The organism is Kineococcus sp. GCM10028916 (assembly GCF_042674865.1).
In the GTDB taxonomy this organism is placed as follows: Bacteria; Actinomycetota; Actinomycetes; order Actinomycetales; family Kineococcaceae; genus Kineococcus.
On record NZ_JBHTFM010000003.1, the window covers coordinates 203,858 to 227,587 of the forward strand.

Sequence of the window (23,730 nt, forward strand, 5' to 3'; positions counted from 1 at the left end):
CCCCGCCTCGGAGTTCGCGGGACCTACCGGCGCGCCACCAGCGAGAACATCAACGGGCACTCGGGGGCGCCCGGGGGCAGTTCCCACCCCCGCGTCGTCGAGACCATCGAGGGGAGGGCCTTCCACGGCATGGTGCGGTGCTCGTGGAACGCCTCGATGCGCAGCCCGGCCGCGAGAACGGCCCCGAGGACCTCGCCCAGGTCGTGCGGCCACTGGTACGTGACGGTGTTGCGCATCCGGGTGTCGCTGGCGTAGGTCACGCCGTCGTCGAACCTCCGCGGTTCCCCGGCCGCGAAGTACGGTTCGCCGAGCACCAGGAGGTCGTCGGAGCGGTCGTGCTGCAGGGCGCTCAGCACCGGGTGGGCGTCGTGGACGAGGAACACCCCGCCCGGGCGCAGGAGCCGGGCGACGGCGCGGGCCCAGGTCCCGAGGTCCTCCAGCCAGGTGAGCACGCCGACGGAGGTGAGGACCACGTCGAACTCGCGGCCGAGGACGTCGGGTGCGTCCTCGTTGCGGCACTGCACGAACCTCGCCCGCGCGCCCGCCCGCTCCGCCAGCCTGCCCGCCGCCTCGATCGCGGCCCCGGACAGGTCGGTGCCGACGACGCGCGCCCCGCGGCGGGCCAGGCTGATGGTGTCGGTGCCGATGTGGCACTGCAGGTGCACCACGTCCAGGCCGGCGACGGTCCCACCGGGCAGGTGCGGTGCGAGGACCCGGGTCTCCACCTCGACACCCACGGCAGCGGGGTCGTCGGCGAACGCCTCGGCCCCGTAGGCCACGAGGTGGTCGGGGACGCGTTCGTCCCAGTTGCGCATGTTCGTGCTGACGGCGTCCGCGGGCACGGTTCCCCCTCCTTCGAGGCGTTCATGATCGTCACGGTCGGCCCGACCGGGCAACCTCCTTCCGGTGGCGCGTCCCTCCGCCCTCGGCGGTGACGAGCCAGGTGGCGAGGAGGGCCAGACCCAGCCCCGCGATCGTCACCGCGGTGACCGGTTCGCCGAACCAGAGCGCGCCCCAGGTCGTGGTCACGGGCGGGACGAGGAACAACAGGCTGTTCACGGTCGTGATCCCGACCCGTTGCAGCAGCAGCCAGTACAGGCCGTACCCGCCGAAGGTGGGGAAGGCGACCAGCCACGCGGTGGCCACCCAGAACGCGGGTTCGGTGGGCGGGACGGCCGTTCCGTGGACCAGGGCGATCAGGGTGAACACGACGGCGGACGTCGTGCAGTGGATCGTCAGGTTGCGCCACGGGGCCGGCGGGCCCGGGCTGCGACGTTCGAGGAACGTGGCCGCGACGAGGCACGCCATCCCGGCGAAGGGCACGGCGTAGGCCCACGGTGCCGCGTGCGTCCCCGGCGCGCCGGCGTCGGCCCAGGTGACGGCGCCGACGGCCACCAGTCCGAGCAGCAGACCGACCCGCTGGCGACCGCGCACGGCCACCCCGAGCAGCGGCCCGACGAGTGCGGCGACGACGAGGGGTTGGGTCCCGTCGACGAGGGCCGTCGTGCCGGTGCTCACGCCCAGGTCGATCGCCCAGTAGACGGTGAGCAGGTACCCCGACTGCGACAGCAGGCCGATCACGCTCTGCCGCAGCAGTTCTGCCCGGCCCGGTCGGGTCCGGTCCCGGCGCAGCGCGGTGATGAGGAGGAGGACCACCGCGAGCGGCAGGAACCGCCAGGCCAGCACCGTCGACACGTCGTAGGCCTGGGCGCCGAGCTTCGCGCCGACGAAACCCGAGGACCAGCAGACCACGAAGAGGGCCGCGAGTCCGGCGGTCACGGTGCCCCGAGGTATACCGATCAGTATAGTCATGGTCCCGAGAGTAACCCGATCGGTATAGTGGTGCGCGTGGAGAACGCCATCGACTGGACCCCCAAGGCGCGCGCCGTGCTCGACGCCGCCTCGGACCTCTTCTACGCCCACGGCATCCACGCGGTCGGGGTCGAGGCGATCGCCGAACGGGCAGGGGTCACCAAGAAGACGCTCTACGACCGCTTCGGCAGCAAGGAACGACTCGTCGTCGAGTACCTCACCGCCCGCGACCGGCGGTGGCGCACGCTGCTCGCCGAGCACCTCGAGTCCGCCGGCCCCGGACCTGCGGAACAGGTCGACGCGGTCTTCGCTGCGTCCCAGGCGTGGTCCGCGACCGACGGCCCCAAGGGCTGCGCCATGATCAACGCGCACGCCGAGATCAACGACCCCTCGCACCCGGCCTACGCGGTCATCGTGGAGCAGAAGCGGTGGATGCTGCAGCAGTTCCGGACCGCTGTGGGCGAGGAGGACCTCGCGCGGGAACTGTTCCTGCTCCACGAGGGCGCGCTCGTGACCCACGGCGTCGGCGTCCTCGACGACGTCTTCGAGCGCGCCCGGACCGCGGCCGCGGCCCTGCTCGGTTAGGCGCGACCCCGACGTTTCCGGCGGTGTTCCACGAAGGCCTGGAGGTTCTCCCGGTAGTGGTCGGCGACGGCCTGCGCCGAGGCCTCGTTGCGGTACCCGTCGTCCACGCGGATGGTCACGTAGACCTCCCACGCGCCGTCGCTGCGCCGCCCCAGGCGCACTTCGGTCCACTCGTCGTCGAGGTGGGGCAGCAGCATGAGCTCGGGGAAGTTCGCGGGGTTCGCCAGCAGGTCGTCCTCCATCGGCCCAGCCTGGACCCACGCGCCGCGCCGGGACCGCAGCGACACGTCAGGTCCGCGCGTCAGGCCGACCTGTCAGACGTGGTGCAGCGGCTCCTCGGTCCGATCGGCGGGGACCCCGTGCGCCAGGATGGGCCCGGTGATCCTCGAACAGGCCGTCCTCAACGTTGTCCCCGGTCGGTCCGCCGAGTTCGAGGAGGCGTTCGCCCGGGCCAAGCTGATCATCTCCGCCGTGCCCGGGTTCCAGGGGCTGACCCTGTCCTCCTGCGTGGAGCGCCCCGACACCTACCTGCTGCTGGTGCGCTGGGACACCCTGGAGGACCACACTGAGGGTTTCCGCGGCTCGGTCGGGTACCAGGAGTGGCGATCCCTGCTCCACCACTTCTACGACCCGTTCCCGCTCGTCGAGCACTACCGCGAGGTCGCCTCCGCCTGACCGTCCGGCCCGCCCGCACGGTCCAACCAGGTCCGGGTGAGTTCCTGCCACTGCGCCGCGTAGCCCTCCGCCGCCTCGGGGACGTCGAGCAGGGGCAGGGCCGCGCGCGCCACGTCGGAGAACTCGACGGCCCCGATCGTGCGGGTCCGAGGTTCGAGGACGACGACGTCGCCCGGTCCACGCCCGGCCACCGTGGTGTCCGAGGCCACCGCCGCGAGCCCGTGGGCGAGGAGCGCGTAGCGCGGGACCGTCGCGAGCAGGCTCAGCGCCGTCTGGAGGCAGCGCGCGACGTGGGTCGGGGAGGACACCAGCGTGAGGTGTCGCGCTCCGAGCGACAGGGCGGTCTCGAACCCGGCCGCCACCTCGGTCCGGGTCGTCGTGCTGCTGCGTTCGCACCGGCTGCGCTCGTGCAGCAGTTCCTCGACCCGTGCGACCGCGGCGGACGGCAGGACACGGCGGGCCAGGTCCTCGAGTTCCTGGTGCCGGGCCCGGGCGAACTCCAGCGTCTCCTCGGACTCGAGCAGACCACCCCGGGCCGCGGCGCCGGTGCCGAAGAGCAGGACGGGGTCGGGGTGCTCCAGGGCGAGCAGGACGGCCCGCGGGACGCGGCCGAGACGACCCTCGGCGGGTCGGCCCCAGACGACCTCCTCCCACTGCAGCGCTTCGACGTGGTAGCCGTGGACGAGGACCACCGACGTGGCGTCCGGGAGGTTCGGTCTCACCGCCGCAGTCTCTCGCGGGGCTCGGTGCTCGACCGCGGACGGAGGTCGGCAGACTGCAGGGGTGGACGAGCGGATGCGGGTGGTGCTGGCGGGCGCGGACGTCGACGCCGTCGTGGACCTCGGCTGCGACCTCGCCGACGCCGGACGGCAGGAGGACGCGCTGGTCTGCTTCGAGCGGGCGGTGGAACTCGGCGGCGACTGGGTCTGGGGCAACGTCGGCAACACGCTCCTGGAACTGGACCGACCGCTCGAGGCGGCGGAGGCGTACCGCCGGGCGGCCGCGGCGGGGGAGACCGACGCGTGGGTCCACCTCGGCCACCTGCTGGAGTCGCTGGGTGACCTCGACGGCGCGGCGGGTGCCTTCACGGCCGCGGGCGAGAGCGGTCTGCCCGAGGGTTTCGTCGAGCTCGCCCACCTGCGGCACGACCGTGGCGACCTCCCGGGCGCCGACGCCGCGCTGATCCGCGCGGGGGAGGACCCGCAGGCGTTCGCGCTGCGCGCCTGCTGGGAGTGGGAGGCCACGCTGGACCCGCAGCTCGAACCGCGGCTGCGCGCCGGAGCCGCGGTCTCCGGGGCGGCGCGCGCGGCCCTCGCCGCGCTGCTGCTGCTGACCCGCCGGGCCGGGCAGGCCCAGCAGCAACTGGAACTCGGCGCGAAGCTCGGCCAGCGCGAGTGCTGGCTCCCGCTGGGGAACCTGCTCGCGGAGAGCGACATCGACGCTGCGGAAGCCGCCTACACCGCGGGGATCGCGGCCGGGGACGCGTACTGCCACCACAACCTCGCGTTGCTGCTGCTCGAACGGGGTGACCTGCAGCGCGCCGAGTTCCACCTCGCTGCCGGCGCCGCGGCGGGGGACGACCTGGCCCGTCGCGCGCTGCGCGACCTCCCGCGGGACTGAGTCAGCGCAGGACCTCGACGTCGCCGAGTTCGGCGCGGACACGGGCCTCGTCGCGGGCGCGGGGTCGCACGAGGTGGGCGTGCTGCGCTTGGCGCAGCAGCGGCAGGTCACGGGCGTCGTCGCTGTAGGCGTGCGCCACCGGCAACCGGATCCCCGCCCGCCGCAGCGCCTGCACCTTGAGCTCACCCCGGATCGCCACGGCCACGGGTGGGGCCCACCGGCGGTGCCGGAACGGACTGGCCACCAGGAGGACGTCGCCGAGGCCGAGTTCCCGGCAGACCGCCCGGGCGAGGGGTTGCGCGCACGCCGTGGCGACGACGACCTCGTCGCCGGCCCGCACGTGGAGCACCAGCCGCTCGAGCGCGACCTCGATCCGTCCCCGGCGGACGTGGTCCGCGGCGAACTCCTCGAAGGTGCGCTGGAGGGCGGAGGGGCTGCGGCCGAAGGTGATCGAGGTGATGAGCAGGAGTTCCGCCCGCGCCCGACCACCGCGGCGCAGGCGGACGGAACCCCAGAGCGGGGCGGTCAGGGCGAGGGCCAGGACGCGCAACGGGTTGCGCCGCAACGACCGCGTCAGGAAACCTCCGAACGCGTCGCCCGCGACCAGTGTGCCGTCCAGGTCGAAGACGATCGCCCCGACCACCGGGGTGGTGGACGGGGCGACGTGGGAACGGCGGTCGGTCAGGAGCGCGACTGCCCGCGTTCGGTCAGCCAGCCGAACGGTGCGGCGATCTCCTCGGCGGCCTCCGGACCCCACGAACCGGGTTCGTAGGGCAGCAGTTCGGGACGCTCGGCGAGCAGCGGGCAGGCCACCCGCCACGCGTCCCGCAGGCCCGCCGACGTCGTGAACAACGCACGGTCGCCGATGAGGACGTCGCGCAGCAGCGCGGCGTAGGGCGGCAGCGGTTCGGCGTTCGGCAGGGCCGCGAGGTCCAGGTACAGCTTGCCCGGCACCAGGTCGTCGGAGACGCCGGGGCGACGAGCGGTGACGCCGGCCTCGACGGACCCGTTGCCGCTCAGGATGAACGTCAGCGTCTCGGGCACCGCGTCGTCGTCGTGCTGCGGGCTGTTCAGCGGGCGCTTGAACACCAGGGTCACGTGCTGGTGGCTCTCGGCGAGCTTCTTGCCCGTGCGCAGGACGAAGGGGACGCCTTCCCAGCGGGGGGTGTCGACCCACACCTTGGCCGCGACGAACGTGTCCGTCGTGGAACCCTCGCGGACGTCCTTGATCTCCTGGTACCCGGTGCCCTGGCCGAGGACGACCTCGGTGGGGTCCAGCGGGCGGAACTTCGCCAGCACGTTCTCGCGGGCCTGGGCCAGCGCGTCGGACGTCCAGTCGGTCGGCGGGTCGAGCGCGACCTCGGCCGCGACCTGCAGGAGGTGGGTGACGAGCATGTCCAGCGTGGCGCCGGTCTCGTCGTAGAACGTCGCGCGGTCGTCGACCCCGAGGACCTCGGGGACGTCGATCTGGACCTGCGCGACGTGCTCGTTGCTCCACAGCTGCTCGATCATGCGGTTGGCGAACCGCAGCACGTGCAGCTGCTGGGTCGCCTCCTTGCCGAGGAAGTGGTCGATGCGGAAGACCTGCTGCTCGTCGAAGACCGACTGGACCAGCTGGTCGAGTTCCTCGAACGACTCCGGCGAGGTGCCGTACGGCTTCTCGTAGACGACACGGGAACCCTCGGCCAGGCCGTGCGCGGCGATCGCCTCGGTGTAGCCCTGGAAGGTCGAGGGCGGCAGGGCCAGGTAGTGGACCACCTGCGCGTCGTCACCGACCTCCTGCTTGGCCGCGGCGATCGCGTCCAGCAGCTCGCCCGGGTCCTCGGCCGTGAAACCGCCGCCGGCGAACCGCAGCCCCGGCAGGATCGACTCGATGACCTCGTCGTCGACACCGTTCTTGCCGCGGCCGAACTCCTGCAGACCCTTGCGGACGTGGTCGCGGTAGGAGTCGTCCGGCTGGGCCTTGCGGCCGCTGCCGATGAGGACCCACTTCTCGGGGAGGAGGTCCGCGGCGGCGAGAGCCGCGAAGCCCGGCATGACGAGACGTTTGGCGAGGTCACCCGTGGCGCCGTAGACGACGAAGACGGTGGGGCCGGCGCTCGTGGTGGTGGCGCCCAGCGCGTTGCTCATGTCCGTCTCCAACTCGATGGGGGGTCAGATGATGCCCGCGCCTACGCTACCCGGCTGTGGACACGTCTCCGTGGGTGCACCGTCTCGGCCTGGGCCTCGCCGCAGTGGGCCGCCCCGCCTACATCACGCTCGGTCGCGACGAGGACCTCGCCGCCGCGCGGTCCGTCGAGGAGCTGGAGGCCCGGTCGCACCAGCTGCTCGACCGGGCCTTCGACCTCGGCGTCCGCTACCTCGACGCCGCCCGCTCCTACGGCTACGCCGAGCGCTTCCTCGGCAGCTGGCTGGCCGCCCGCCCCGGCGCTCGGGAGCAGCTGACCATCGGCTCGAAGTGGGGCTACGAGTACGTGGGGGAGTGGACGCTCGACGCCCCCCTGCACGAGCGCAAGGACCACAGCTCCGCCGTCTTCGACCGGCAGTGGCCCGAGACCCTCGAGGCCCTCGGCACCACCCCGGACGTCTACCTGGTGCACTCGGTGACCCCGGACAGCCCGGCGCTGGGCGACGAGGAGCTGCTGGACCGGCTGCGTGCGCTCGCGGCGGGCGGGGTGCGGGTCGGGATCTCCACCAGCGGCCCGGAGCAGTTCTCGGTCGTGCAGCAGGCCCTGGCGGTCCCCGACAACCCCTTCAGCGCGGTGCAGTCGACGTGGAACCTCCTCGAACGCTCGGTCGGGGCCGCGCTGGCGGAGGCGCACGACGCCGGGTGGCTCGTCGTGGTGAAGGAGGGCGTCGCCAACGGCCGGCTCACCGCCCACGGGGCGGAACCGGGTCTGGCGCAGATGGCCGCGCTCGACGGGCAGACCCTCGACGCCTTCGCGCTCGGGGCGGTGCTCGCCCAGCCCTTCGTCGACGTCGTCCTCAGCGGGGCGGTGACGCTGCCCCAGCTCGAGCAGAACCTCGCGGCGCGACCCCCGGCGTCGGTGCCCGACGGGACCGTCGAGACGCCCGCGGCGTACTGGGCGACCCGCAGCGCGTTGTCCTGGGGATGACCTCGTGACCGGTCGACCGGCCGAGGATCCCCGCCTCGCCGTGCTGGTCGCGGAGTCCCGCGACTTCTACGCCCGTCGGGTGCCCGGACGCGGTCCGAACGGCCCGGTCGAGCTCGAACGGGCCCGCTCCGCGGCGACCCCACCGCCCGCGTCGCACCCCGCGCCGGCCGTGGAGGTGCTCGACGGGGTTCCCGTGCGGATCCATGCCCCGGCCGCTCGTGCGACGGGGGTCCTGCTGGAACTGCACGGTGGCGGTTTCTTCCTGGGGTCGGCGGCGGCGAGCGACGTCCGCGACCGCGAACTCGTCGACGCCCTCGGGGTCGTGGTGGTCAGCGTCGACCACCGGCTCGCCCCGGAGAACCCCTGGCCGGCCGCCCCGGACGACTGCGAGACCGTGGCACGCTGGCTCGTCCGGAACGCCGCGGACCGGTTCGGCACGGAGAGGCTCCTGCTCACGGGTTTCTCGGCGGGATCGACCCTGGCCGTCACGACGCTCGTGAGACTGCGGGACAGCGGTTTCGGCCGCGCCGCCGGAGCGGTGCTGCAGTTCGGGACCTACGACCTCAGCGGCTCCACCCCCGCCGGACGCCTCATCGCGGACGAGTACTTCCTCGACGCCTACGCGGGTTCCCTGGCCGACCGGACGCACCCGGACTTCTCGCCCGTCTTCGCCGACCTGCGGGGTCTCCCGCCGGTCCTCCTGGTGGTGGGGGCCGACGACGTGCTGCTCGAGGACAACCTGGCGATGGCCGAGCGGTTCTCGGCCGCCGGGGTCGACGTCGACCTGCGCGTCTACCCCGCCTCGCCGCACGGTTTCACCGGGCACCCGACGTCGATGGCGCGCGCCGCGCTCGCCGACGTCGAGGACTGGCTCCGGGATCGACTGGAACCCACCGCAGACCCCTTCCGCTGATCCACGACGGACCCGTGGAGATCCGGCGGGTGGGAGTACCGGACGTGCGCCGACGTGGTCCACTGCCCCGGTGCCACCACCGCTGAGCCCCGAGGTCGAGGCCCGTCTGCGGACGGAGCGCACCGTCTGGCTGACGACCCTGCGTCCCGACGGATCGCCCCACACGACCCCCGTCTGGTTCGTCCACGAGCACGGCACCTGGTGGATCGGCAGCGGCGAGCGCAACGTCAAGGTGCGCAACCTGTCGCTCGACCCCCGGGTGTCGCTGGCCCTGCCGGACGGGGACCACCCGGTGGTCGCCGAGGGTGTCGCGCACGTGCACCGCGGTGGCTTCCCGCAGCACGTCGTCCAGGGGTTCGCGGCCAAGTACGGGGGGTGGGACATCACCGTCCCGGCGCACCCCGGGGGAGCGCAGGTGCTCCTCGAGGTGCCCGTCACCCGCTGGCTCCTGACGGGTGCCGCGCAGTAGTCGCCCCGCGACCGATGAGTCCGCGGGACCCTCCGGGTCCACCACGCGACCGGACCGACGACACCGGGAGGACGACGTGGGCCAGATCCACCTCGAGCTGTTCGCGACCCTCGACCTCGTGGGCCAGGCCCCCGGCGGCCCCGACGAGGACCCGATCGGGTTCGGGTTCGGGGGGTGGCAGGCGCCGCTGCTGGACGAGGTCAGCGAGGCGCAGGTCGGTGCCGCCTACGAGGGCACGGACGCCCTGCTGCTCGGCCGCCGGACGTACGAGATCTTCGCCGGCTACTGGCCGCACCAGACCGAGGGCGACCTCGCGATCCTCTTCAACCGGGTCCCCAAGTACGTGGCCTCGCGCGGTCGGCCCGACCTCTCCTGGGCCGGCTCGACGTTGCTGGGGCGCGACCTCGCGGTCTCCGTCCGCGAGATCCGCGACCGGCACGAGAACGTCAAGGTCGTGGGGAGCCTGAACCTCGTCCAGACGTTGCTGCGCGAGAAGCTCTTCGACGTCCTCGACCTCTGGATCCACCCGATCGTGCTGGGGGAGGGCAAGAAGGTCTTCGACGGCGGCGCGGTGCCCACGAACCTCACCCTGCTCGAACCGCCGTCGGCCGGGCCGAAGGGCGCGGTGCACCTGCGCTACGGCCTCGCCGACGGGGCGCCCGCGACGGGGGACATGGGGTAGGGGCTGGCTCGTCGCGTTCCGAGCCGGTCAACCCGCGCTGACCGGTAGGTAGTCGGGCCGGCGGAACGGTACGACGAACTCCTCCCCGCCCAACCGGACGGTGGCGTGCTGGACCGGGCTGACCCACTCGCACGCCCACACGCGTCCCACCGTGAGGATCGGCGGGTGGCCGCCGTCGGCCAGCACCACGTCCGGAAGGTCGGCCTCGGGCAGTTCTCCGACCAACGACCACCAGCAGGGCGTGCCGTCCCAGTGGTCCCCACCCCGGCCGGTCACGGGCGGGCAGGTGCCCGTCCACGGTGCCCACTCGTCGGCGAGGGGTTCGTGCAACCCGGCGACCTCGTCCTGGTGCTGGGCCTGGTCGAGCGCTCGCCAGTGCCGGTCGCTGCGCCACTGCAGCAGCCACGTGGAGTGCGGCAGGTCCAACGTCTCGACCGTCGTGGTCGCTCCTCGTCCGGCGGATCGGTGGTGCGGGAAGCGTAGTGACTTGGTGCTCGTCCCTCGCCGACCCCGTCCCGGCGGACGTCACCGCCCGGTGATCACCCGGTCGAGCCACTCGGTGAGCAACCGGCGCTCGCCCTCGCTGAGCACGTCGAGTTCCGGCGCGACGGCGCGGAACGCGACGGCGATCGAGGCGTCGTCCACGGGGTCGGTGGCGTCGGTGAGGATCTGACGCAGGACGGCCTCGAACATCGCGTCGGCCAGACCGGGGTCGCGCCGTTCCGGCGGGGCGGCGAGCAGGGTGGTGATGGTGCCGACCCCGGCGGCCTGGAAGAGGTCCACGGCGAGGGTTTCCGCGACGCGGAGGCGGCCGGTGGTGGCGAGCCGGTGGACCCGGGCCGCGAGGACCCGGCGCCCGGATTCGGCTGCGGGGGAACGCACCACGCGTTCCGGATCGCTCAGCAGGCGGAACAGGGTCGGGTTCGTGACCCCGAACTCGATCTGGGAGTTCCAGCCGCGGCGCAGGTCCGCCAGGGGGTCGACCTCCTCGGCGGTCGCGGCGGCCACGACGGCGGCCTTCGCGGTGACGTAGCCGGACATGACGTGCTCGGCGACGGCCTCGAGCAGCCCGTCCTTGTCGCCGAAGAGGCGGTAGATGGCGGGGGCCTGCAGGCCGGCGGCCTCGGCGACCCGACGGGTGGTGACGGCGGCGGGCCCCTGCTCGCGGAGGAGCCGGGCGGCGGCGTCGACGATCCTCGACCGGGTGTCGCTGCGTCGGTCGGTCGTCTCGGTCACGTTCCAACGGTAACGCACTCTTGCTATCGCTGAGATTCCATGGTTACTCTGATTTTGATACCAGCGATACCAGAGGAGTTCACCATGATCGTCGTCACCGGTGCGACCGGCGCCCTCAACGGCGTCACCGTCGACCACCTGCTCGAACGCGTCCCGGCGAGCGAGATCGCCGTCGTGGCGCGCGACGTCGCGAAGGCGCAGCGCTTCGCCGACCGCGGGATCGAGGTCCGCCGCGGCGACTACGCCGACCCGGCCTCGCTGCCCACGGCCTTCGCCGGGGCGGAGCAGTTGCTGCTGGTCTCCTCCAGCGACCCGCGTGCCGATGCGGTCGCCCTGCACCGCAACGCTATCGAGGCCGCCGTGATCGCCGGCGTCGGGCGGATCCTCTACACCAGCCACCAGGGGGCGGCCGCGGGAACCCCGTTCGGGCCGGGCCGCGACCACGCCGCCACCGAGGAACTGCTCGCGGGTTCCGGCCTGCCCTGGACCTCGTTGCGCAACGGGTTCTACGCGCACAGCCTGGGCTGGCTGAGCGGACCCTGGCGCGAGACCGGGCGGATCACCGTCCCCGCCGAGGGGCCCGTCTCCTGGACGGCGCGCGAGGACGCGGGGGAGGCCGCGGCGGTGGTCCTCACGTCCCCGACCCCGTTCGAGGGCCCGACGACCCTCACCGCGACCGCTGCCCCGACGTTCGCCGAGGTGGCCGAGACCGCCTCCGCGATCGCGGGACGCACGATCGAGCTCGAGGTCCTCGCGCCGGAGGCGTGGGTCGCCGCGCAGGTCGCCGCCGGCACCCAGGAGTTCATGGCCCGGTTCCTGCTGGGCATGTACCAGGCGGCCGAGCAGGGGTTCTTCGCCGGGACCGACCCGTTGCTCGCCGACCTGCTGGGCCGGGAACCGCAGACCGTCCGGGACGTGCTCGAACGGCCTGCGGTGCACTGAGGTCAGGCCGTGAGGAACTGGCTGTAGAACTCGGCCGGGTCCTTGGCGAGGGAAGCCTTGATCATCTCGCTCCAGTCGTCGACGAGGACCTCGATCTTCCCCGCCACGATGGCGTCCAGGGTGCGGCGAGCGGCGTCGGCCGGGTCGATCTTGGGACCGTCGTAGCCCTTGGTCATGTCCGTCTCCGCCGCCCCGAGGTGGACCGAGGTGACCAGGGTCCCCTGGCCGGCGAGTTCCAGGCGCAGGGCGTTGCTCATGTTCCAGTTCGCCGCCTTGGACACGGCGTAGGCGCCGGAGCCCGGGAAGGCGAACCAGGAGAGCGCCGAGGAGACGTTCGCGATGGCGCCGCCACCGTTGCGGGCCAGGACGGGGGCGAAGGCGCGGACCATGGACAGGGTCCCCCAGAAGTTCACGTCCATGTCGGCGCGGACGCCGTCGAGGTCGGCGTCGAGGAGGTTCGCGCCGGTGGAGATCCCGGCGTTGTTCACGAGGAGGTTCACGTCGCCCGCCTCGCGGGCCGCGGCCGCGACGGCGTCGGCGTCGGTGATGTCGAGCGCGAGCACCCGGGCGCCGGGAAGGTCGATCGAGGCGGGGTTGCGGGCGGCGGCGTAGACCGTCGCGCCCCGCTCGAGGAGCTGGGCGGCGAAGTGTCGCCCGATGCCGCGGTTGGCGCCGGTGACGAGTGCGGTGGTGGTGCTGTCGATGTCCATGCCGCTACGCTAGAACCTGACGTTGACGTGAGAGGCAAGTCGTGACGGGCAAGAGGGTGACGGGCAAGAGGGTGACGGGCAAGAGGGTGAGGGGTGGCCGTGCGCATCGGTGAGGTCGCCAGGCAGGCGGGTGTGAGCGTCCGCGCTCTGCGCTACTACGAGGAGCAGGGGCTGCTGACCTCCGAACGCGCTCCGAGCGGCCAGCGGCACTACCCGGTCGCGGCCGTCGAGCGGGTGAAGTTCATCCAGAACCTCTACACGGCGGGGCTGGGCAGCAAAGCCGTCCTGCGGATCCTGCCCTGCATGGAGCACGGGGTCCTCACCGACGAGATGCAGGCGCGGTTGCTCGACGAACGGGAACGGCTGCAGGCCCAGCTCGAGGAGCTGACGGCGACCCGGGACAAGCTCGACGAGGTCATCCGCCTCGGGGAGGCCTACCGCCGCGACCCGGCGGCACTGGGTTGCGAGCGCGCGTCGTGAGCTCCCCCGACGAGCAGCTCGCCCGGTTGCGCAAGGAGGCGAAGGCCAAGGGCTGGACCCTCGAGGCCCCCACCTCGCGGCATCCCGGGTACCTGCTGACCAGCGGGAAACCCGGGGACAAGGACGCCCGGATCGCCTTCGGGGCAGCGGGTCCGGTGCTCACCCTCGCCGAGGTCGAGCAGTGGCTCCGGGAACTGCCACGGACCTGAGGTCGATGTCCGCAGGGGCCAGGACCTGCACCCCGAGCAGCACGACGTCGTCCTCGGCGTAGCCCTCGACCATCCTCAGCAGCTCGTCGCAGATCTCCGCCAGGCTGTGGTGGGGCATCCCGGACACGGTGTGCCGCAACCACTCCAGCCCGTCCTCGATGTCGGCGTCGCGACGTTCCACGAGTCCGTCGGTGAACAGCAGGACGCCCGCCCCGAGGGGCAGGACCAGCCGGTGGTCGCTGCGTCCGGTCTCCGGGTCGAGTCCCAGCAGGAGTTCCGGTTCCGGCTGCAACAGGGTCGCCGAACCGTCCGGCGAGCGCAGCAGCGGCGGCGGGGCGCCGGCGTTGCTCCAGTGCATCGTGCGTTCTCCCTCGCCCGGCCCCTCCTGCAGGGTGAGCAGGACGGAGGTGGCGAGGCCGCCCACGTCGAGGTCCACCAGGGCGTGGTCGAGGCGGGTCAGGACGGTCGCCGGCCCCGCCGCGCTGCAGTAGGCGATGCCGCGCAACAGGTTCCGGACCTGACCCATCACCGCGGCGGACTCCTCGTCGTGCCCGCTCACGTCCCCGACGACCAGCGTCGTGCGACCGTCGGCGGTCCGGAAGCTGTCGTACCAGTCCCCGCCGATCTGGGCGCGCTGCGCCGCGGGTCGGTAGCGGGCGACGACGAGGACGTCCTCGGGCTGGCGCGGTTCGGTCAAGAGGCTGCGCTGCAACGCCTCGGACATGCTGACCGCGTCCGCGGCGACGGCCTGCTCCGTCTCACGGGCTCTGAGTCGGGCGACGGCCTGACCGTACTGGACCGCGATCGTCTCCACGAGGTCCACGTCCACGTCGGGAATCGCCCGGGTCTCCGGCCAGCAGAAGGCCAGTGCGCCGAGCGGACCGTCGCCGGCGCTCAGCGGGACGACGATGCACTCGGGCTCGATCGAGCGCAGGCCGGTCCTGAGGGCGGTGGCGAGGTGGGAGACCTGGTCCCGGGCCAGTTCGCCCCGGGTGGTCACCCGCCGCTCCGCCGTGTTTGTGACCTGCCAGAGGTCGAGGGGGCCGTCGGGGTCGAGGAGCGGGACCAGGGCGATCTCGACGCTGGCCGCGCCCACGGCCTCCAGTCCCAGACCGGCCACCACCTCGATCAGCACCTCCTGGTGCTGAGCCTGGGCGAGGCGCAGCGCCGCGCCGCCGAGGGCACTGACCCGCTGCGCCGCCGAACGTTCCGCCGCTCTCGCCGATTCGACCTCGCGGAGGCGGACGAAGAGTTCGGCCTCCACGTCGCGGGTGTGCGAACGATCGTCCTCACGGTTCCGCACGTAGTCGGTGACGTCCTCGATGCGCTGCAGGACGTGGTCCGTACTCCCGTCCGCGCCCGGCAGCGGTGCGCAGACCAGCGACCACCAACGCTGGACGAGCTCCCCGGTGGTGGGGTCGCGGACGTCGTAGGTGAACAGCGGCAACGATTCCGTGCTGCCCTCGTCGCGGGCGCGCAGGAAAGCGGTCTCCAGCGGGTTCCCACCGTCCTCGGACAGGGACTCCGGCGTGGGCGGGAACGCGTCGAAGACGTGGCGTCCGATCAGCTGGTTCCGGTCGCGCCCGAGGAGTCGGCAGTAGGCGTGGTTCGCCTCGACGATGACCAGTTCCCGGTCCATGACCAGGAACGCCGCCGGCAATCCGTCGAACAGCGCGGCGAAGTCGCGCACGGCGTCGGCCATCCCCCCACCCTCCGTTATCTAGACATCACTCTTAGCACGCGGCTGGGGGGGCGCGGGAGCAGAACGGTGAAGATCACGTCCAGCTGGCGGTCACGCTGTTGCGCGCGAGCTGCGCCAGTTCGGCCTCGCTGAACCCGGCCTCGTCGCGCAGGCGCCGGTAGTTGTCGCCGACGTGGCCGCCGAAGTACGTCGGGTCGTCGGAGTTGACCGTCACCAGGGCTCCCGCGTCGAAGAGTTCCCGGATCGGGTGCGACGCCAGGTCGGGGACGACCTTGAGCCGGAGGTTCGACACCGGGCACATCGTCAGCGGTACCTGGTCCCGGACCACCCGGTCCACCAGGGCGGGGTCGCTCACGATCGCCACCCCGTGGTCGATCCGGTCGACGTGGCAGAGGTCGAGGGCCTCCCAGACGTAGGACGCCGGCCCCTCCTCACCCGCGTGGCAGGTCGTCCGGAAACCCCGCTCGCGAGCGGTCGCGAAGTAGCGGACGAACTTCGACGGCGGGTTGCCGAGCTCGGAGGAACCCAGGCCGAACCCCACGATGCGGTCGGCCCAGGGCATCACGGCCTCCAGCATCGCCAGCGCGTCGTCCTCCGAGCGGTGGCGTTGCGCGCTCGCGACGAGCGCGGCGTCGATGCCGGTCTCCTCGCGGGCGCGGGCGAAGCCGTCGAAGAGCCCCTCGAGCTGGTCCTCGAGCGGGATGCCGTTGGCCAGGAACGTCTGCGGACCGAAGAAGACCTCGGCCCGGGTGACCCCGTCGGCCGCCGCCCGGCGCAGGTAGGTGGTGGCCAGGTCGGCGAAGTCGTCGCGGCGGCGCAGCACCCGGCACCCCTGGAAGAACACGTCGAGGAAGGACTGGAGGCTGGAGAACTCGTACGCCGAGTCGACGTCCTCGACGCTCGTGTACGGCACGTCGACGTCGTTCTCCCGGGCCATCCGCAACAGCTCGGCGGCCTCCAGGGTCCCCTCGAGGTGGACGTGCAGTTCGGCCTTGTCGAGTTCCTCGATCACGTCCCGACCCTACCGAGGTGGGTTCAGTCCTGCGGGGGTTCTCCGCGGAGCCGTTCCATCTCGCGACGGTCGCGCTTCGTCGGCCGTCCGGCCCCGCGGTCGCGGGTGCCGAACGCGCCGAAGAACTCGTCCTTCGGGGGCGGGGGTGGGGAGTTGTCGACGTAGGCGGCCTGCGCGATGGGGGCGCCCACCCGCTTCTCGAGCAGCTGCACCACCTCGAAGACCTTCTCGTACCCCTCGACCCGCACGCGCACCTCGTCGCCGACGTGCACGCTGGTCGAGGGTTTCGCGCGTTCGTCGTTGACGCGCACGTGGCCCGCCTTCACGGCGGCGGACGCGAGCGAGCGGCTCTTGTAGAGCCGCACCGCCCACGTCCACTGGTCGATCCTCGTCATCGGTTCCCCACCATCAGTTCCCCGAGAGGACCCCGTCGACGAGTTCCTGCGCCTCGGCCTGCACCCGCGCGAGGTGCTCGCCGCCCTGGAAGGACTCGGCGTAGATCTTGTAGACGTCCTCGGTGCCCGACGGGCGGGCGGCGAACCAGGCGCTCTCGGTGACGACCTTCAGGCCACCGATCGCCGCCCCGTTGCCGGGGGCCTCGGTGAGCTTCGCGACGATCTTCTCGCCCGCGAGCTCGGTCGCGCTGACCTGGTCGGCCGAGAGCTTCGAGAGCGTCGCCTTCTGCTCGCGGGTCGCGGCCGCGTCGGAGCGCTTGTACTCCGGCGCTCCGAACTCCGTCGTCAGGTCGGCGTAGTGCTGGCTGGGCGTCCGGCCCGTCACGGCGGTGATCTCCGAGGCGAGCAGGGCCAGCAGGATGCCGTCCTTGTCGGTGCTCCAGACCGACCCGTCCTTGCGCAGGAAAGAGGCGCCCGCGCTCTCCTCGCCGCCGAAGCCGACGGAGGCGTCCAGCAGACCCGGGACGAACCACTTGAACCCGACGGGGACCTCGAGCAGCGTGCGGCCGAGGGACTCCGCCACCCGGTCGATCATCGAGCTCGACACCAGCGTCTTGCCGATCGCGGCGCTCTGCGGCCAGCCCTTCCGGTTGCCGAACAGGTACTGGATCGCGACGGCGAGGTAGTGGTTGGGGTTCATCAGCCCGTCGGGGGTGACGATGCCGTGCCGGTCGGAGTCGGCGTCGTTGCCGGTGGCGATCTGGAACTGGTCGCGCTTGGCGATGAGCGAGGCCATCGCGGACGGCGAGGAGCAGTCCATGCGGATCTTCTCGTCCCAGTCCAGCGTCATGAACCGCCAGGTCGGGTCCACCAGCGGGTTCACGACCGTGAGGTCGAGCTTGTGACGGTCGGCGACGGCCTGCCAGAACTCGACGCTCGCGCCCCCGAGGGGGTCGGCGCCGATGCGGATCCCGGCGTCGCGGATCGCGTCGATGTCCAGGACGTTGGGCAGGTCGTCGACGTAGGTGCCCAGGAAGTCGTAGCCCTGCGCGGCCGCGCGGGCCTTCGCGAACGGCACGCGCTTCACGCCCTCGAGACCGGCCTCCAGGTAGGCGTTCGCCGTCTTCGCGATCCAGCCCGTCGCGTCGGTGTCGGCGGGGCCGCCGTTCGGCGGGTTGTACTTGAAACCGCCGTCGCGGGGCGGGTTGTGCGAGGGGGTGACGACGATGCCGTCGGCCAGGCCGCTGCCGGTCGTGCGGATCGAGGAGCCGTCGCGGTTCGCGCGCAGGATGGCGTGCGAGACCGCCGGCGTCGGGGTCCAGGAGTCACGGTCGTCGACGAGCACGGTGACGTCGTTGGCGGCGAGGACCTCGAGGGCGGACACCCACGCCGGTTCCGACAGCGCGTGGGTGTCGCGACCGATGAACAGCGGACCGTCGAAGCCCTGCTCGCGGCGGTAGTCCACGATCGCCTGCGTGGTGGCGAGGATGTGGTTCTCGTTGAACGCCGCGTCGAGGCTGGACCCGCGGTGGCCCGAGGTGCCGAACGCGACGCGCTGTCCGACGTCGGAGGGGTCCGGCTGGGTCGCGTAGTAGGCCGTGACGACGTGCGAGACGTCGATGAGGTCCGAGGGTTCTGCGAGCTGTCCTGCGCGCGAGTTCGTCATGGCTTCCTCGTCACTCCTGCGGTTCCGGTGCCACCGCGCTCTGCGGTCGAGACCGATGATGCTGCACCCGTGCCCGCCATCCCGCCACCGCCCTGCCGCGGCGACCCGGGACGCTCAGGCGGGGAGGCCGTCCGTCCCGCGGGCCCGGGGCAGCTTCGCGGCGTACATGCGCCGGTCCGCCTCGGCGAGGGCGTCGGCGGCCGACCAGGTCCCGTCGCACACGAGGACACCGGTGCTCGCCCCCCACGCGACGACGTCCGAGGGTCGCTGCGCCCGGGCGAGAGCCTCCGCGTAGCGGGCCACGCACCCCTCGGCGTCGGCGGCCTCGTCGAGCTCGGCGCAGACGACGAACTCGTCCCCGGCCAGTCGCGCGACGGTGTCGCCGCCACGCGAACCGCTGAGCAGGTGCTGCGCGACGCGGTGCAGGACCTCGTCCCCGGCGGCGTGCCCCAGCCGGTCGTTGACGGCCTTGAACCCGTCGAGGTCGACGAAGGCCAGCAGCACGTACCCGCCCCGGCGGGCCGCGCCGCTCAGCGCCTGCTCGAGGCGGTCGATGAACAGCAGCCGGTTGGGCAGGCCGGTGAGGCCGTCGTGGGTGGCCACGTGGGCCAGGTGCCGCTCACGGCGGACGCGCTCGGTGACGTCGCAGGCCGTCACGACCACCGCGACCCCCTCGGGGAGCTCGATCGTGGTCTCCACCGACTCGATGCGGACCTCCTCGCCGCCGGGACGCACGAGGGTGACCTCCGCGGACCCGGACAGCGCCCGTCCGCCCAGCAGGCGCTCGGTGCGGGCCTGGACGAGCTGGGCGGAGGCCGGGTGGACCAGGTGCGACATCCACAGGCCCACGGCCTGCCCCGGGCCCGTCCCGAGCATCTCCTCGGCGCAGCGGTTGGCGTAGACGATCCGGTCGTCGAGGTGGATCCACACCCCCATCGGCACCTGCTGGACCAGCTGCTCGAACGGCACGGTGACCTGTGGCCGCGACGTCACGCTGACGCGTCCGCTGTCCATCGGGTCCCCTTCCGCCACCGCGCGTCGCCGGCGGGTGCAGGGACGGGTGGAGCAATGAGGTAACGCTACGTGATGCTCGTCCTTACAGAAAGTGGTTGAGTGCTGCATCACCCGTTCGCGGCGCCTCCCGCCGGGAGCGTCGGTCCTCAGGTGGTCTCGCGCGCCTTGAGGTGGCCGAGGAGGGCCGCGAGCAGGGCGATGACCGCGGCGAGGGCCAGGCCCGCGCCGATGTGCCAGCGCAGCAGGGCCGCGCCGACCGCGGCCCCGGCCAGGATGAGGACGACCGCGCCGATCCGGCGCCGCCACCCCTCGCCCGTGCCCCCCGCGAGCCGGGAGTCCGCGGCGAGGCCGGTGAGCGTGGAGGTCACGACGACCGTGGTCACGTCCTTGACCGCGAGGCGGCGGGCAGCGGCGCCCTGACCACCCATGACCACCCCGAGGACGCCCGTGACGGCCAGCGCGGCGGGCGGTGCGGTGGTGCCGGCCTCGACGGGGACGCCCTGCAGCCCCGTGACCACGGCGGCCAGCACGGCGAGTCCGACCCCGACGAGTCCGAAGACCACCGAGGAGGCCGTCGTCCAGCCCGCCGGCGCCTTGCGCAGGACCCGGCCGACGACGGTGGCGCCCACGAGGAACCCGAGCAGCGCGACGATCGGGCCGAGGATCGGCAGGTCCTCCGCGCCCGTGAGGGCCATGCCGAGGATCACGACGTTGCCCGTCATGTTCGCCGTGAACACGCGGTCGAGGCCGAGGTAGCCGACGGCGTCGACGATGCCGGTCGAGAACGTCAGGACCAGCATGAGCGCCAGGTGCCACTTCTTCGCCACGAAACTCCCCGTTCCTCCAGGTGAGTTCCGGAAGATACCGGAGCGTCGGCAACACAGCCGAAACAAAGCGGGAGTACGGTCCCCGATTGTATACGTTCCTGACCTGCTCGTCGGCGTCCCGAAGGTGTTCACATGAAGGTCCGCGTCCCGTGCTCGCTCGCCGCGCTGCTCCTCCTCACCGGCTGCGTGGCCGTCCAGCCCGTGCAGCCCGCCCCCGACCGCGAGGACGTCACCGGCGTCGCGATCGGTTCCCGCCCCGTCGCCGACGGCGGCGACCTGGTGATGGCGCTGTCGGCCGAACCCGACAAGCTCGACCCGACCACGTCCTCCTCGCTGTACACGCGCTACGTCATGAACGCCGTGTGCGAGAAGCTCTACGACATCGACGCCGACGGGAACCTCGTCCCGCAGCTCGCCGCGGCACTGCCGACGATCTCGCCCGACGGCCTCACCGTCACGATCCCCGTCCGCACCGGCCCGGTGTTCGCGGACGGAACCCCCTTCGACGCCGCCGCCGTCGTCACGACCCTCCAGCGGAACCTGACCCTCGAAGGGTCATCGCGCAAGAGCGAACTCGGACCCGTCGCCGACGTCACCGCCCCCGACCCCGCGACCGTCGTCGTCAGGTACAAGACGCCGTTCTCCCCGCTCACCGCGGCGCTCGCGGACCGGGCCGGGATGATCATGTCGCCCACGGCGCTGGCCGCCGAAGGGACGAACTTCGGTGCGCACCCCGTGTGCGTGGGGCCGTTCAAGTTCGTCGAACGCGTCCCGCAGACCTCCATCACCGTCGAACGCGACCCGCTGTACTACGCCGCCGACGAGGTTCACCTGGACACCATCACCTACCGCATCATGACCGACGCCAACATCCGCGCCGCGAACCTCCGCTCCGGTGACGTCCAGGTCGCCGACAGCCTCTCCCCGCAGGACGTCGACGCGCTGGCCCAGGAGAAGGACGTCGGGTTGCTGCAGACCGGATCGTTCGGCTACCAGGCGGTGACGTTCAACCTCGGCAACACCGAGGGGACCGGGAAACCTCCCGGCCGCATCGACACGCCGCTGGCCACCGACCCGCGGATCCGGGAGGCGTTCTCGCTGTCGGTGGACCGGACCGCGCTGGTGAACTCGGTGTTCAACAACTGGTACGAACCCGCCTGCTCGTTCGTCCCACCGGACAGCACGTACTCCACCGAGGCGAGCGAGGCCTGCCCCACCTACGACCCCGCGCGGGCCAAGCAGCTCCTCACTGAGGCCGGCGTCGAGCTGCCCTACCGGTTCACCATGGCGACCTCGAACACCGCCGACTCGTTGCGACTGGCCCAGGCCCTGCAGGCCAGCGTCGTCGCCGGCGGTTTCGACCTCACCATCCAGCCGGTGGAGTACTCGACCCTGCTGGACCAGCAGACCAGCGGTGACTTCGAGGCCGTGCAGCTCGGCTGGTCGGGCCGCGTCGACCCCAACGGCAACAGCGCGAGCTTCCTCAGCACCGGGGCCGGGAACAACTACTCCGGGTACTCCTCGCCCGAGGCCGACGACCTCGTCAAGGCCGCGGCCCGGGCCACCGACCCCGCGCAACGCGCCGAGCTCTACGGGAAGCTGGTGACCGTCGTGCAGCGCGACAACCCGATCGTCTACCTGTACCGGCAGCGCAGCATCACCGGGTACACCACCCAGGACCCCGGCGTGGCCGGGATCGAGACCTACGCCGACGGAGTGGTCCGGTTGTCCCGGGCCGCGTTCCTGGCCGGAGGGAAGTGACCGTGGCGAGATTCCTGCTCACCCGATTGTGGCAGAGCGCCGTCACCCTCGTGCTCGCCTCGATGGTGGTCTTCGCCGGGGTCCGGGCCCTGCCGGGTGACCCGGCGCTCGCGGCCGCCGGCGAGGAGGCGACCCCCGAGGCCGTCGCGGCGATCCGGGCCCAGCTCGGTCTCGACCAGCCGATCTGGGTGCAGTACTGGCGGTTCGCGCACGACCTGCTCTCCGGCGACCTCGGCACCTCGGTGCGCACCGGGACCCCGGTCACCGAACTCATCGGCGCCACGTTGCCGGTGACGGCCTGGCTGGCCCTCTACGCGATGGCGTTCGCCGTGGTCATCGGCCTGGTCGCCGGAACGCTCGCGGCGGTCCGGCGCGGAACCCCGCTGGAGTTCGGGCTGAACACGCTCTCGATCCTGGGGTTGTCCGTCCCCAGCTTCTGGCTCGGGTTGCTCGCGATCCTCTACCTCGCCGTCGGCCTCGGCTGGTTCCCCGCCTCCGGCTACGTCTCCCCGGTGGAGGACCCGTTGCGGGCGCTGCACCACCTCACCCTGCCCGCGGTGATCCTGGGTACCGGGATCGCGGCTGTCGTCATGCGCCAGACCCGCGCGTCGATGCTCGCCAACCTCGGCGCCGACTACGTCCGGACGGCCCGCGCGAAGGGCGCCTCCCGCGCCCGCGTCGTCGTCCGGTTCGCGCTGCGGAACTCCCTCGTCGTCGTCGTGACCCTCGTCGGGCTGCAGCTCGGCGGGTTGATCTCCGGCGCCGTCGTCACCGAACGCATCTTCGGCCTGCCCGGTTTCGGCAAGCTCACCCTCGACTCGGTGTTCAGCCGTGACTACCCCGTCATCGAAGGAGTCGTCCTCGTCGTGACCCTCGCCTACATCGTCATCAACCTGGCCGTGGACGTCCTCTACAGCGTCCTCGACCCCCGCATCCGGGTGGCGGGGGCGACCTCGTGAGCGCGGCGACGGAGACGAGCGTGGACCGGTTGTCGGTGGACCTCGGGTCGAGCCGCGGGCGGGTCCTGAAGAACCTGCTGCACGACCGCCTCGGTCTGACCGGCGGGATCCTGCTGCTGCTCGTCGTCGTGGCCGCGGTGTTCGCGCCGCTCATCGCGCCGCACCCCCCGACGCAGGTCCACTTCGAGACCCCGTTCCAGCAACCCCGGACGGTGGGTTTCCCGCTCGGCACCGACGACCTGGGCCGCGACATCCTGTCCCGCGTGCTGTTCGGGACCCGGGCCTCGCTCGAGGTCGGGATCCTCGCCGTCGCGCTGTCCATCGTCGTCGGCGCCCCGCTGGGGCTGGTCGCGGGCTACTGGCGCCGTCTCGACGCGGTCGTCTCCCGCCTCACCGACCTGACGCTGGCGTTCCCGTTCCTCGTCCTGGCCGTCGGGCTGGCGGCGATCCGCGGGGCCAGCCTGTCGAACGCGGCGATCGCGCTGGGCATCGCGCACGTCCCGCAGATGATCCGGGTGGTCCGCGCGGAGACCCTGCGGCTGAAGGGCTCGGAGTACGTCCTGGCCGCCCGGAGCATGGACGCCTCGGGGTTGCGGATCCTCGCCACCCACCTCCTGCCCAACGCCGTACCCTCGATCATCGTGCAGGCGACCGTCATCATGCCCGCCGTCGTCATCGGCGAGGCGCTGCTGTCGTTCCTCGGGCTGGGGATCCAGCCGCCCACCCCGAGCCTCGGGATCATGCTCTCCGACGCCCAGCAGTACATCTTCCGCGCGCCGTACGCGGCCCTCTTCCCCGGTCTGGCGATCGTCCTGGTCTGCCTGGCCTTCAACCTGTTCGGCGACGCGCTGCGCGACGCCCTCGAACCCGGAGGACACCGGTGAGCCCCTTCTCGCCCGACTTCACGCAACCGTCCGACGAGACCACCCGCCCCACCCTGCAGGG

The 23,730-nt window shown here is 72.3% G+C and carries 28 protein-coding genes; 13 read left to right on the plus strand and 15 right to left on the minus strand.

Translation table 11 applies throughout. The features are described from left to right. Positions 1–23: 23 nt before the first annotated feature. Both ACFQ46_RS03415 and ACFQ46_RS03420 read right to left on the minus strand, forming a co-directional pair. Entirely contained in the window at positions 24–842 is an 819-nt protein-coding gene (locus ACFQ46_RS03415; RefSeq protein WP_380257216.1) for a class I SAM-dependent methyltransferase, read from the minus strand. 31 nt (positions 843–873) lie between these two features. Next, positions 874–1,812: a DMT family transporter gene (locus ACFQ46_RS03420; RefSeq protein ID WP_380257218.1), complete on the minus strand. Its 939-nt coding sequence runs from the start codon at positions 1,810–1,812 to the stop codon at positions 874–876. A gap of 36 nt (positions 1,813–1,848) precedes the next feature. On the opposite strand from ACFQ46_RS03420, the gene ACFQ46_RS03425 reads away from it, so the two are divergent. Continuing rightward, the gene (locus ACFQ46_RS03425; RefSeq protein ID WP_380257220.1) at positions 1,849–2,397 is read left to right on the plus strand and encodes a TetR/AcrR family transcriptional regulator; all 549 of its coding nucleotides are present in this window, start codon (positions 1,849–1,851) and stop codon (positions 2,395–2,397) included. On the opposite strand, the gene ACFQ46_RS03430 is transcribed toward ACFQ46_RS03425, so the two are convergent. Further along, a complete protein-coding gene (locus ACFQ46_RS03430) occupies positions 2,394–2,639 on the minus strand; it encodes a hypothetical protein (protein WP_328293951.1) in 246 nt (81 codons plus the stop codon). The two genes, ACFQ46_RS03425 and ACFQ46_RS03430, sit on opposite strands and share 4 nt — an antisense overlap. A 127-nt stretch (positions 2,640–2,766) precedes the next feature. On the opposite strand from ACFQ46_RS03430, the gene ACFQ46_RS03435 reads away from it, so the two are divergent. Beyond that, positions 2,767–3,072, plus strand: coding sequence for an antibiotic biosynthesis monooxygenase family protein (locus tag ACFQ46_RS03435; protein WP_380257222.1), 306 nt, complete (start codon positions 2,767–2,769; stop codon positions 3,070–3,072). On the opposite strand, the gene ACFQ46_RS03440 is transcribed toward ACFQ46_RS03435, so the two are convergent. Continuing rightward, the gene (locus ACFQ46_RS03440) at positions 3,048–3,794 is read right to left on the minus strand and encodes a hypothetical protein (RefSeq protein ID WP_380257224.1); all 747 of its coding nucleotides are present in this window, start codon (positions 3,792–3,794) and stop codon (positions 3,048–3,050) included. The genes ACFQ46_RS03435 and ACFQ46_RS03440 overlap by 25 nt on opposite strands. 61 nt (positions 3,795–3,855) lie before the next feature. Here ACFQ46_RS03440 and ACFQ46_RS03445 point away from each other — a divergent pair, with 61 nt between their 5' ends. Continuing rightward, positions 3,856–4,692: a UDP-N-acetylglucosamine-peptide N-acetylglucosaminyltransferase gene (locus tag ACFQ46_RS03445; RefSeq protein ID WP_380257226.1), complete on the plus strand. Its 837-nt coding sequence runs from the start codon at positions 3,856–3,858 to the stop codon at positions 4,690–4,692. Position 4,693: 1 nt separating this feature from the next. Here ACFQ46_RS03445 and ACFQ46_RS03450 read toward each other — a convergent pair whose 3' ends face one another. Further along, positions 4,694–5,335, minus strand: a complete 642-nt coding sequence (locus ACFQ46_RS03450; RefSeq protein ID WP_380257228.1) for a haloacid dehalogenase-like hydrolase — start codon at positions 5,333–5,335, stop codon at positions 4,694–4,696. A gap of 38 nt (positions 5,336–5,373) precedes the next feature. After that, complete coding sequence (locus ACFQ46_RS03455) at positions 5,374–6,822, minus strand: glucose-6-phosphate dehydrogenase (NADP(+)) (protein WP_380257230.1); 1,449 nt, start codon at positions 6,820–6,822, stop codon at positions 5,374–5,376. Positions 6,823–6,878: 56 nt separating this feature from the next. Between ACFQ46_RS03455 and ACFQ46_RS03460 the strand changes: the two genes are divergently transcribed. From ACFQ46_RS03460 to ACFQ46_RS03475, 4 genes are all read left to right on the plus strand, one after another. Next, on the plus strand, positions 6,879–7,808 hold the full coding sequence (locus tag ACFQ46_RS03460) for an aldo/keto reductase (protein ID WP_380257232.1): 930 nt from the start codon (positions 6,879–6,881) through the stop codon (positions 7,806–7,808). A gap of 4 nt (positions 7,809–7,812) precedes the next feature. Further along, positions 7,813–8,721 carry an alpha/beta hydrolase gene (locus tag ACFQ46_RS03465; protein ID WP_380257234.1) on the plus strand — a complete coding sequence of 303 codons (909 nt, stop codon included), beginning with the start codon at positions 7,813–7,815 and terminating at the stop codon, positions 8,719–8,721. Between the two features lie 70 nt (positions 8,722–8,791). After that, on the plus strand, positions 8,792–9,190 hold the full coding sequence (locus tag ACFQ46_RS03470) for a pyridoxamine 5'-phosphate oxidase family protein (RefSeq protein WP_380257236.1): 399 nt from the start codon (positions 8,792–8,794) through the stop codon (positions 9,188–9,190). A 76-nt stretch (positions 9,191–9,266) separates the two neighbouring features. Next, positions 9,267–9,872 carry a dihydrofolate reductase family protein gene (locus ACFQ46_RS03475; RefSeq protein ID WP_380257238.1) on the plus strand — a complete coding sequence of 202 codons (606 nt, stop codon included), beginning with the start codon at positions 9,267–9,269 and terminating at the stop codon, positions 9,870–9,872. Positions 9,873–9,899: 27 nt separating this feature from the next. Here ACFQ46_RS03475 and ACFQ46_RS03480 read toward each other — a convergent pair whose 3' ends face one another. Continuing rightward, entirely contained in the window at positions 9,900–10,298 is a 399-nt protein-coding gene (locus tag ACFQ46_RS03480) for a hypothetical protein (RefSeq protein ID WP_380257240.1), read from the minus strand. Positions 10,299–10,397: 99 nt separating this feature from the next. Further along, a complete protein-coding gene (locus ACFQ46_RS03485; RefSeq protein WP_380257241.1) occupies positions 10,398–11,108 on the minus strand; it encodes a TetR/AcrR family transcriptional regulator in 711 nt (236 codons plus the stop codon). Between the two features lie 84 nt (positions 11,109–11,192). Here ACFQ46_RS03485 and ACFQ46_RS03490 point away from each other — a divergent pair, with 84 nt between their 5' ends. Then, entirely contained in the window at positions 11,193–12,050 is an 858-nt protein-coding gene (locus ACFQ46_RS03490) for an NAD(P)H-binding protein (RefSeq protein ID WP_380257243.1), read from the plus strand. Between the two features lie 2 nt (positions 12,051–12,052). On the opposite strand, the gene ACFQ46_RS03495 is transcribed toward ACFQ46_RS03490, so the two are convergent. After that, positions 12,053–12,760, minus strand: a complete 708-nt coding sequence (locus ACFQ46_RS03495; RefSeq protein WP_380257245.1) for an SDR family oxidoreductase — start codon at positions 12,758–12,760, stop codon at positions 12,053–12,055. A gap of 99 nt (positions 12,761–12,859) precedes the next feature. Between ACFQ46_RS03495 and ACFQ46_RS03500 the strand changes: the two genes are divergently transcribed. Both ACFQ46_RS03500 and ACFQ46_RS03505 read left to right on the plus strand, forming a co-directional pair. Continuing rightward, on the plus strand, positions 12,860–13,240 hold the full coding sequence (locus ACFQ46_RS03500) for a MerR family transcriptional regulator (protein ID WP_380258393.1): 381 nt from the start codon (positions 12,860–12,862) through the stop codon (positions 13,238–13,240). After that, positions 13,237–13,449: a hypothetical protein gene (locus ACFQ46_RS03505; RefSeq protein ID WP_380257247.1), complete on the plus strand. Its 213-nt coding sequence runs from the start codon at positions 13,237–13,239 to the stop codon at positions 13,447–13,449. Before ACFQ46_RS03500 ends, ACFQ46_RS03505 begins: the two co-directional genes overlap by 4 nt. Here ACFQ46_RS03505 and ACFQ46_RS03510 read toward each other — a convergent pair. From ACFQ46_RS03510 to ACFQ46_RS03535, 6 genes are all read right to left on the minus strand, one after another. Continuing rightward, positions 13,400–15,151, minus strand: coding sequence for a SpoIIE family protein phosphatase (locus ACFQ46_RS03510; protein WP_380257249.1), 1,752 nt, complete (start codon positions 15,149–15,151; stop codon positions 13,400–13,402). The genes ACFQ46_RS03505 and ACFQ46_RS03510 overlap by 50 nt on opposite strands. A gap of 73 nt (positions 15,152–15,224) precedes the next feature. Next, a complete protein-coding gene (add, locus tag ACFQ46_RS03515) occupies positions 15,225–16,163 on the minus strand; it encodes an adenosine deaminase (protein ID WP_380257251.1) in 939 nt (312 codons plus the stop codon). A 23-nt stretch (positions 16,164–16,186) separates the two neighbouring features. Beyond that, positions 16,187–16,558 carry an RNA-binding S4 domain-containing protein gene (locus ACFQ46_RS03520; protein ID WP_328293967.1) on the minus strand — a complete coding sequence of 124 codons (372 nt, stop codon included), beginning with the start codon at positions 16,556–16,558 and terminating at the stop codon, positions 16,187–16,189. Positions 16,559–16,571: 13 nt separating this feature from the next. Continuing rightward, entirely contained in the window at positions 16,572–18,224 is a 1,653-nt protein-coding gene (gene pgm, locus ACFQ46_RS03525; RefSeq protein WP_380257253.1) for a phosphoglucomutase (alpha-D-glucose-1,6-bisphosphate-dependent), read from the minus strand. A 114-nt stretch (positions 18,225–18,338) separates the two neighbouring features. After that, entirely contained in the window at positions 18,339–19,238 is a 900-nt protein-coding gene (locus ACFQ46_RS03530) for a diguanylate cyclase domain-containing protein (protein ID WP_380257255.1), read from the minus strand. Between the two features lie 146 nt (positions 19,239–19,384). Further along, on the minus strand, positions 19,385–20,038 hold the full coding sequence (locus ACFQ46_RS03535; RefSeq protein WP_380258395.1) for a YoaK family protein: 654 nt from the start codon (positions 20,036–20,038) through the stop codon (positions 19,385–19,387). Between the two features lie 159 nt (positions 20,039–20,197). Here ACFQ46_RS03535 and ACFQ46_RS03540 point away from each other — a divergent pair, with 159 nt between their 5' ends. The 3 genes from ACFQ46_RS03540 to ACFQ46_RS03550 are packed head-to-tail and all read left to right on the plus strand — an operon-like array spanning position 20,198 to position 23,669. Continuing rightward, positions 20,198–21,826 (plus strand): ABC transporter substrate-binding protein, encoded by a 1,629-nt coding sequence (locus ACFQ46_RS03540; protein WP_380257257.1) that lies wholly within the window; start codon positions 20,198–20,200, stop codon positions 21,824–21,826. 2 nt (positions 21,827–21,828) lie between these two features. Continuing rightward, the gene (locus ACFQ46_RS03545; RefSeq protein ID WP_380257259.1) at positions 21,829–22,785 is read left to right on the plus strand and encodes an ABC transporter permease; all 957 of its coding nucleotides are present in this window, start codon (positions 21,829–21,831) and stop codon (positions 22,783–22,785) included. Then, positions 22,782–23,669 carry an ABC transporter permease gene (locus tag ACFQ46_RS03550; RefSeq protein WP_380257261.1) on the plus strand — a complete coding sequence of 296 codons (888 nt, stop codon included), beginning with the start codon at positions 22,782–22,784 and terminating at the stop codon, positions 23,667–23,669. The genes ACFQ46_RS03545 and ACFQ46_RS03550 overlap by 4 nt, the downstream gene beginning before the upstream one ends. Positions 23,670–23,730 lie beyond the last annotated feature (61 nt).

Bases quoted from the DNA above. Each gene is read 5' to 3' on its own strand.
- ACFQ46_RS03420 (WP_380257218.1), bottom strand. From the start codon at position 1,812: ATGACTATACTGATCGGTATACCTCGGGGCACCGTGACCGCCGGACTC.
- ACFQ46_RS03430 (WP_328293951.1), bottom strand. From the start codon at position 2,639: ATGGAGGACGACCTGCTGGCGAACCCCGCGAACTTCCCCGAGCTCATG.
- ACFQ46_RS03435 (WP_380257222.1), top strand. From the start codon at position 2,767: ATGGGCCCGGTGATCCTCGAACAGGCCGTCCTCAACGTTGTCCCCGGT.
- ACFQ46_RS03455 (WP_380257230.1), bottom strand. From the start codon at position 6,822: ATGAGCAACGCGCTGGGCGCCACCACCACGAGCGCCGGCCCCACCGTC.
- ACFQ46_RS03490 (WP_380257243.1), top strand. From the start codon at position 11,193: ATGATCGTCGTCACCGGTGCGACCGGCGCCCTCAACGGCGTCACCGTC.
- ACFQ46_RS03495 (WP_380257245.1), bottom strand. From the start codon at position 12,760: ATGGACATCGACAGCACCACCACCGCACTCGTCACCGGCGCCAACCGC.
- ACFQ46_RS03510 (WP_380257249.1), bottom strand. From the start codon at position 15,151: ATGGCCGACGCCGTGCGCGACTTCGCCGCGCTGTTCGACGGATTGCCG.
- ACFQ46_RS03520 (WP_328293967.1), bottom strand. From the start codon at position 16,558: ATGACGAGGATCGACCAGTGGACGTGGGCGGTGCGGCTCTACAAGAGC.
- pgm (WP_380257253.1), bottom strand. From the start codon at position 18,224: ATGACGAACTCGCGCGCAGGACAGCTCGCAGAACCCTCGGACCTCATC.
- ACFQ46_RS03530 (WP_380257255.1), bottom strand. From the start codon at position 19,238: ATGGACAGCGGACGCGTCAGCGTGACGTCGCGGCCACAGGTCACCGTG.
- ACFQ46_RS03535 (WP_380258395.1), bottom strand. From the start codon at position 20,038: ATGCTGGTCCTGACGTTCTCGACCGGCATCGTCGACGCCGTCGGCTAC.
- ACFQ46_RS03540 (WP_380257257.1), top strand. From the start codon at position 20,198: ATGAAGGTCCGCGTCCCGTGCTCGCTCGCCGCGCTGCTCCTCCTCACC.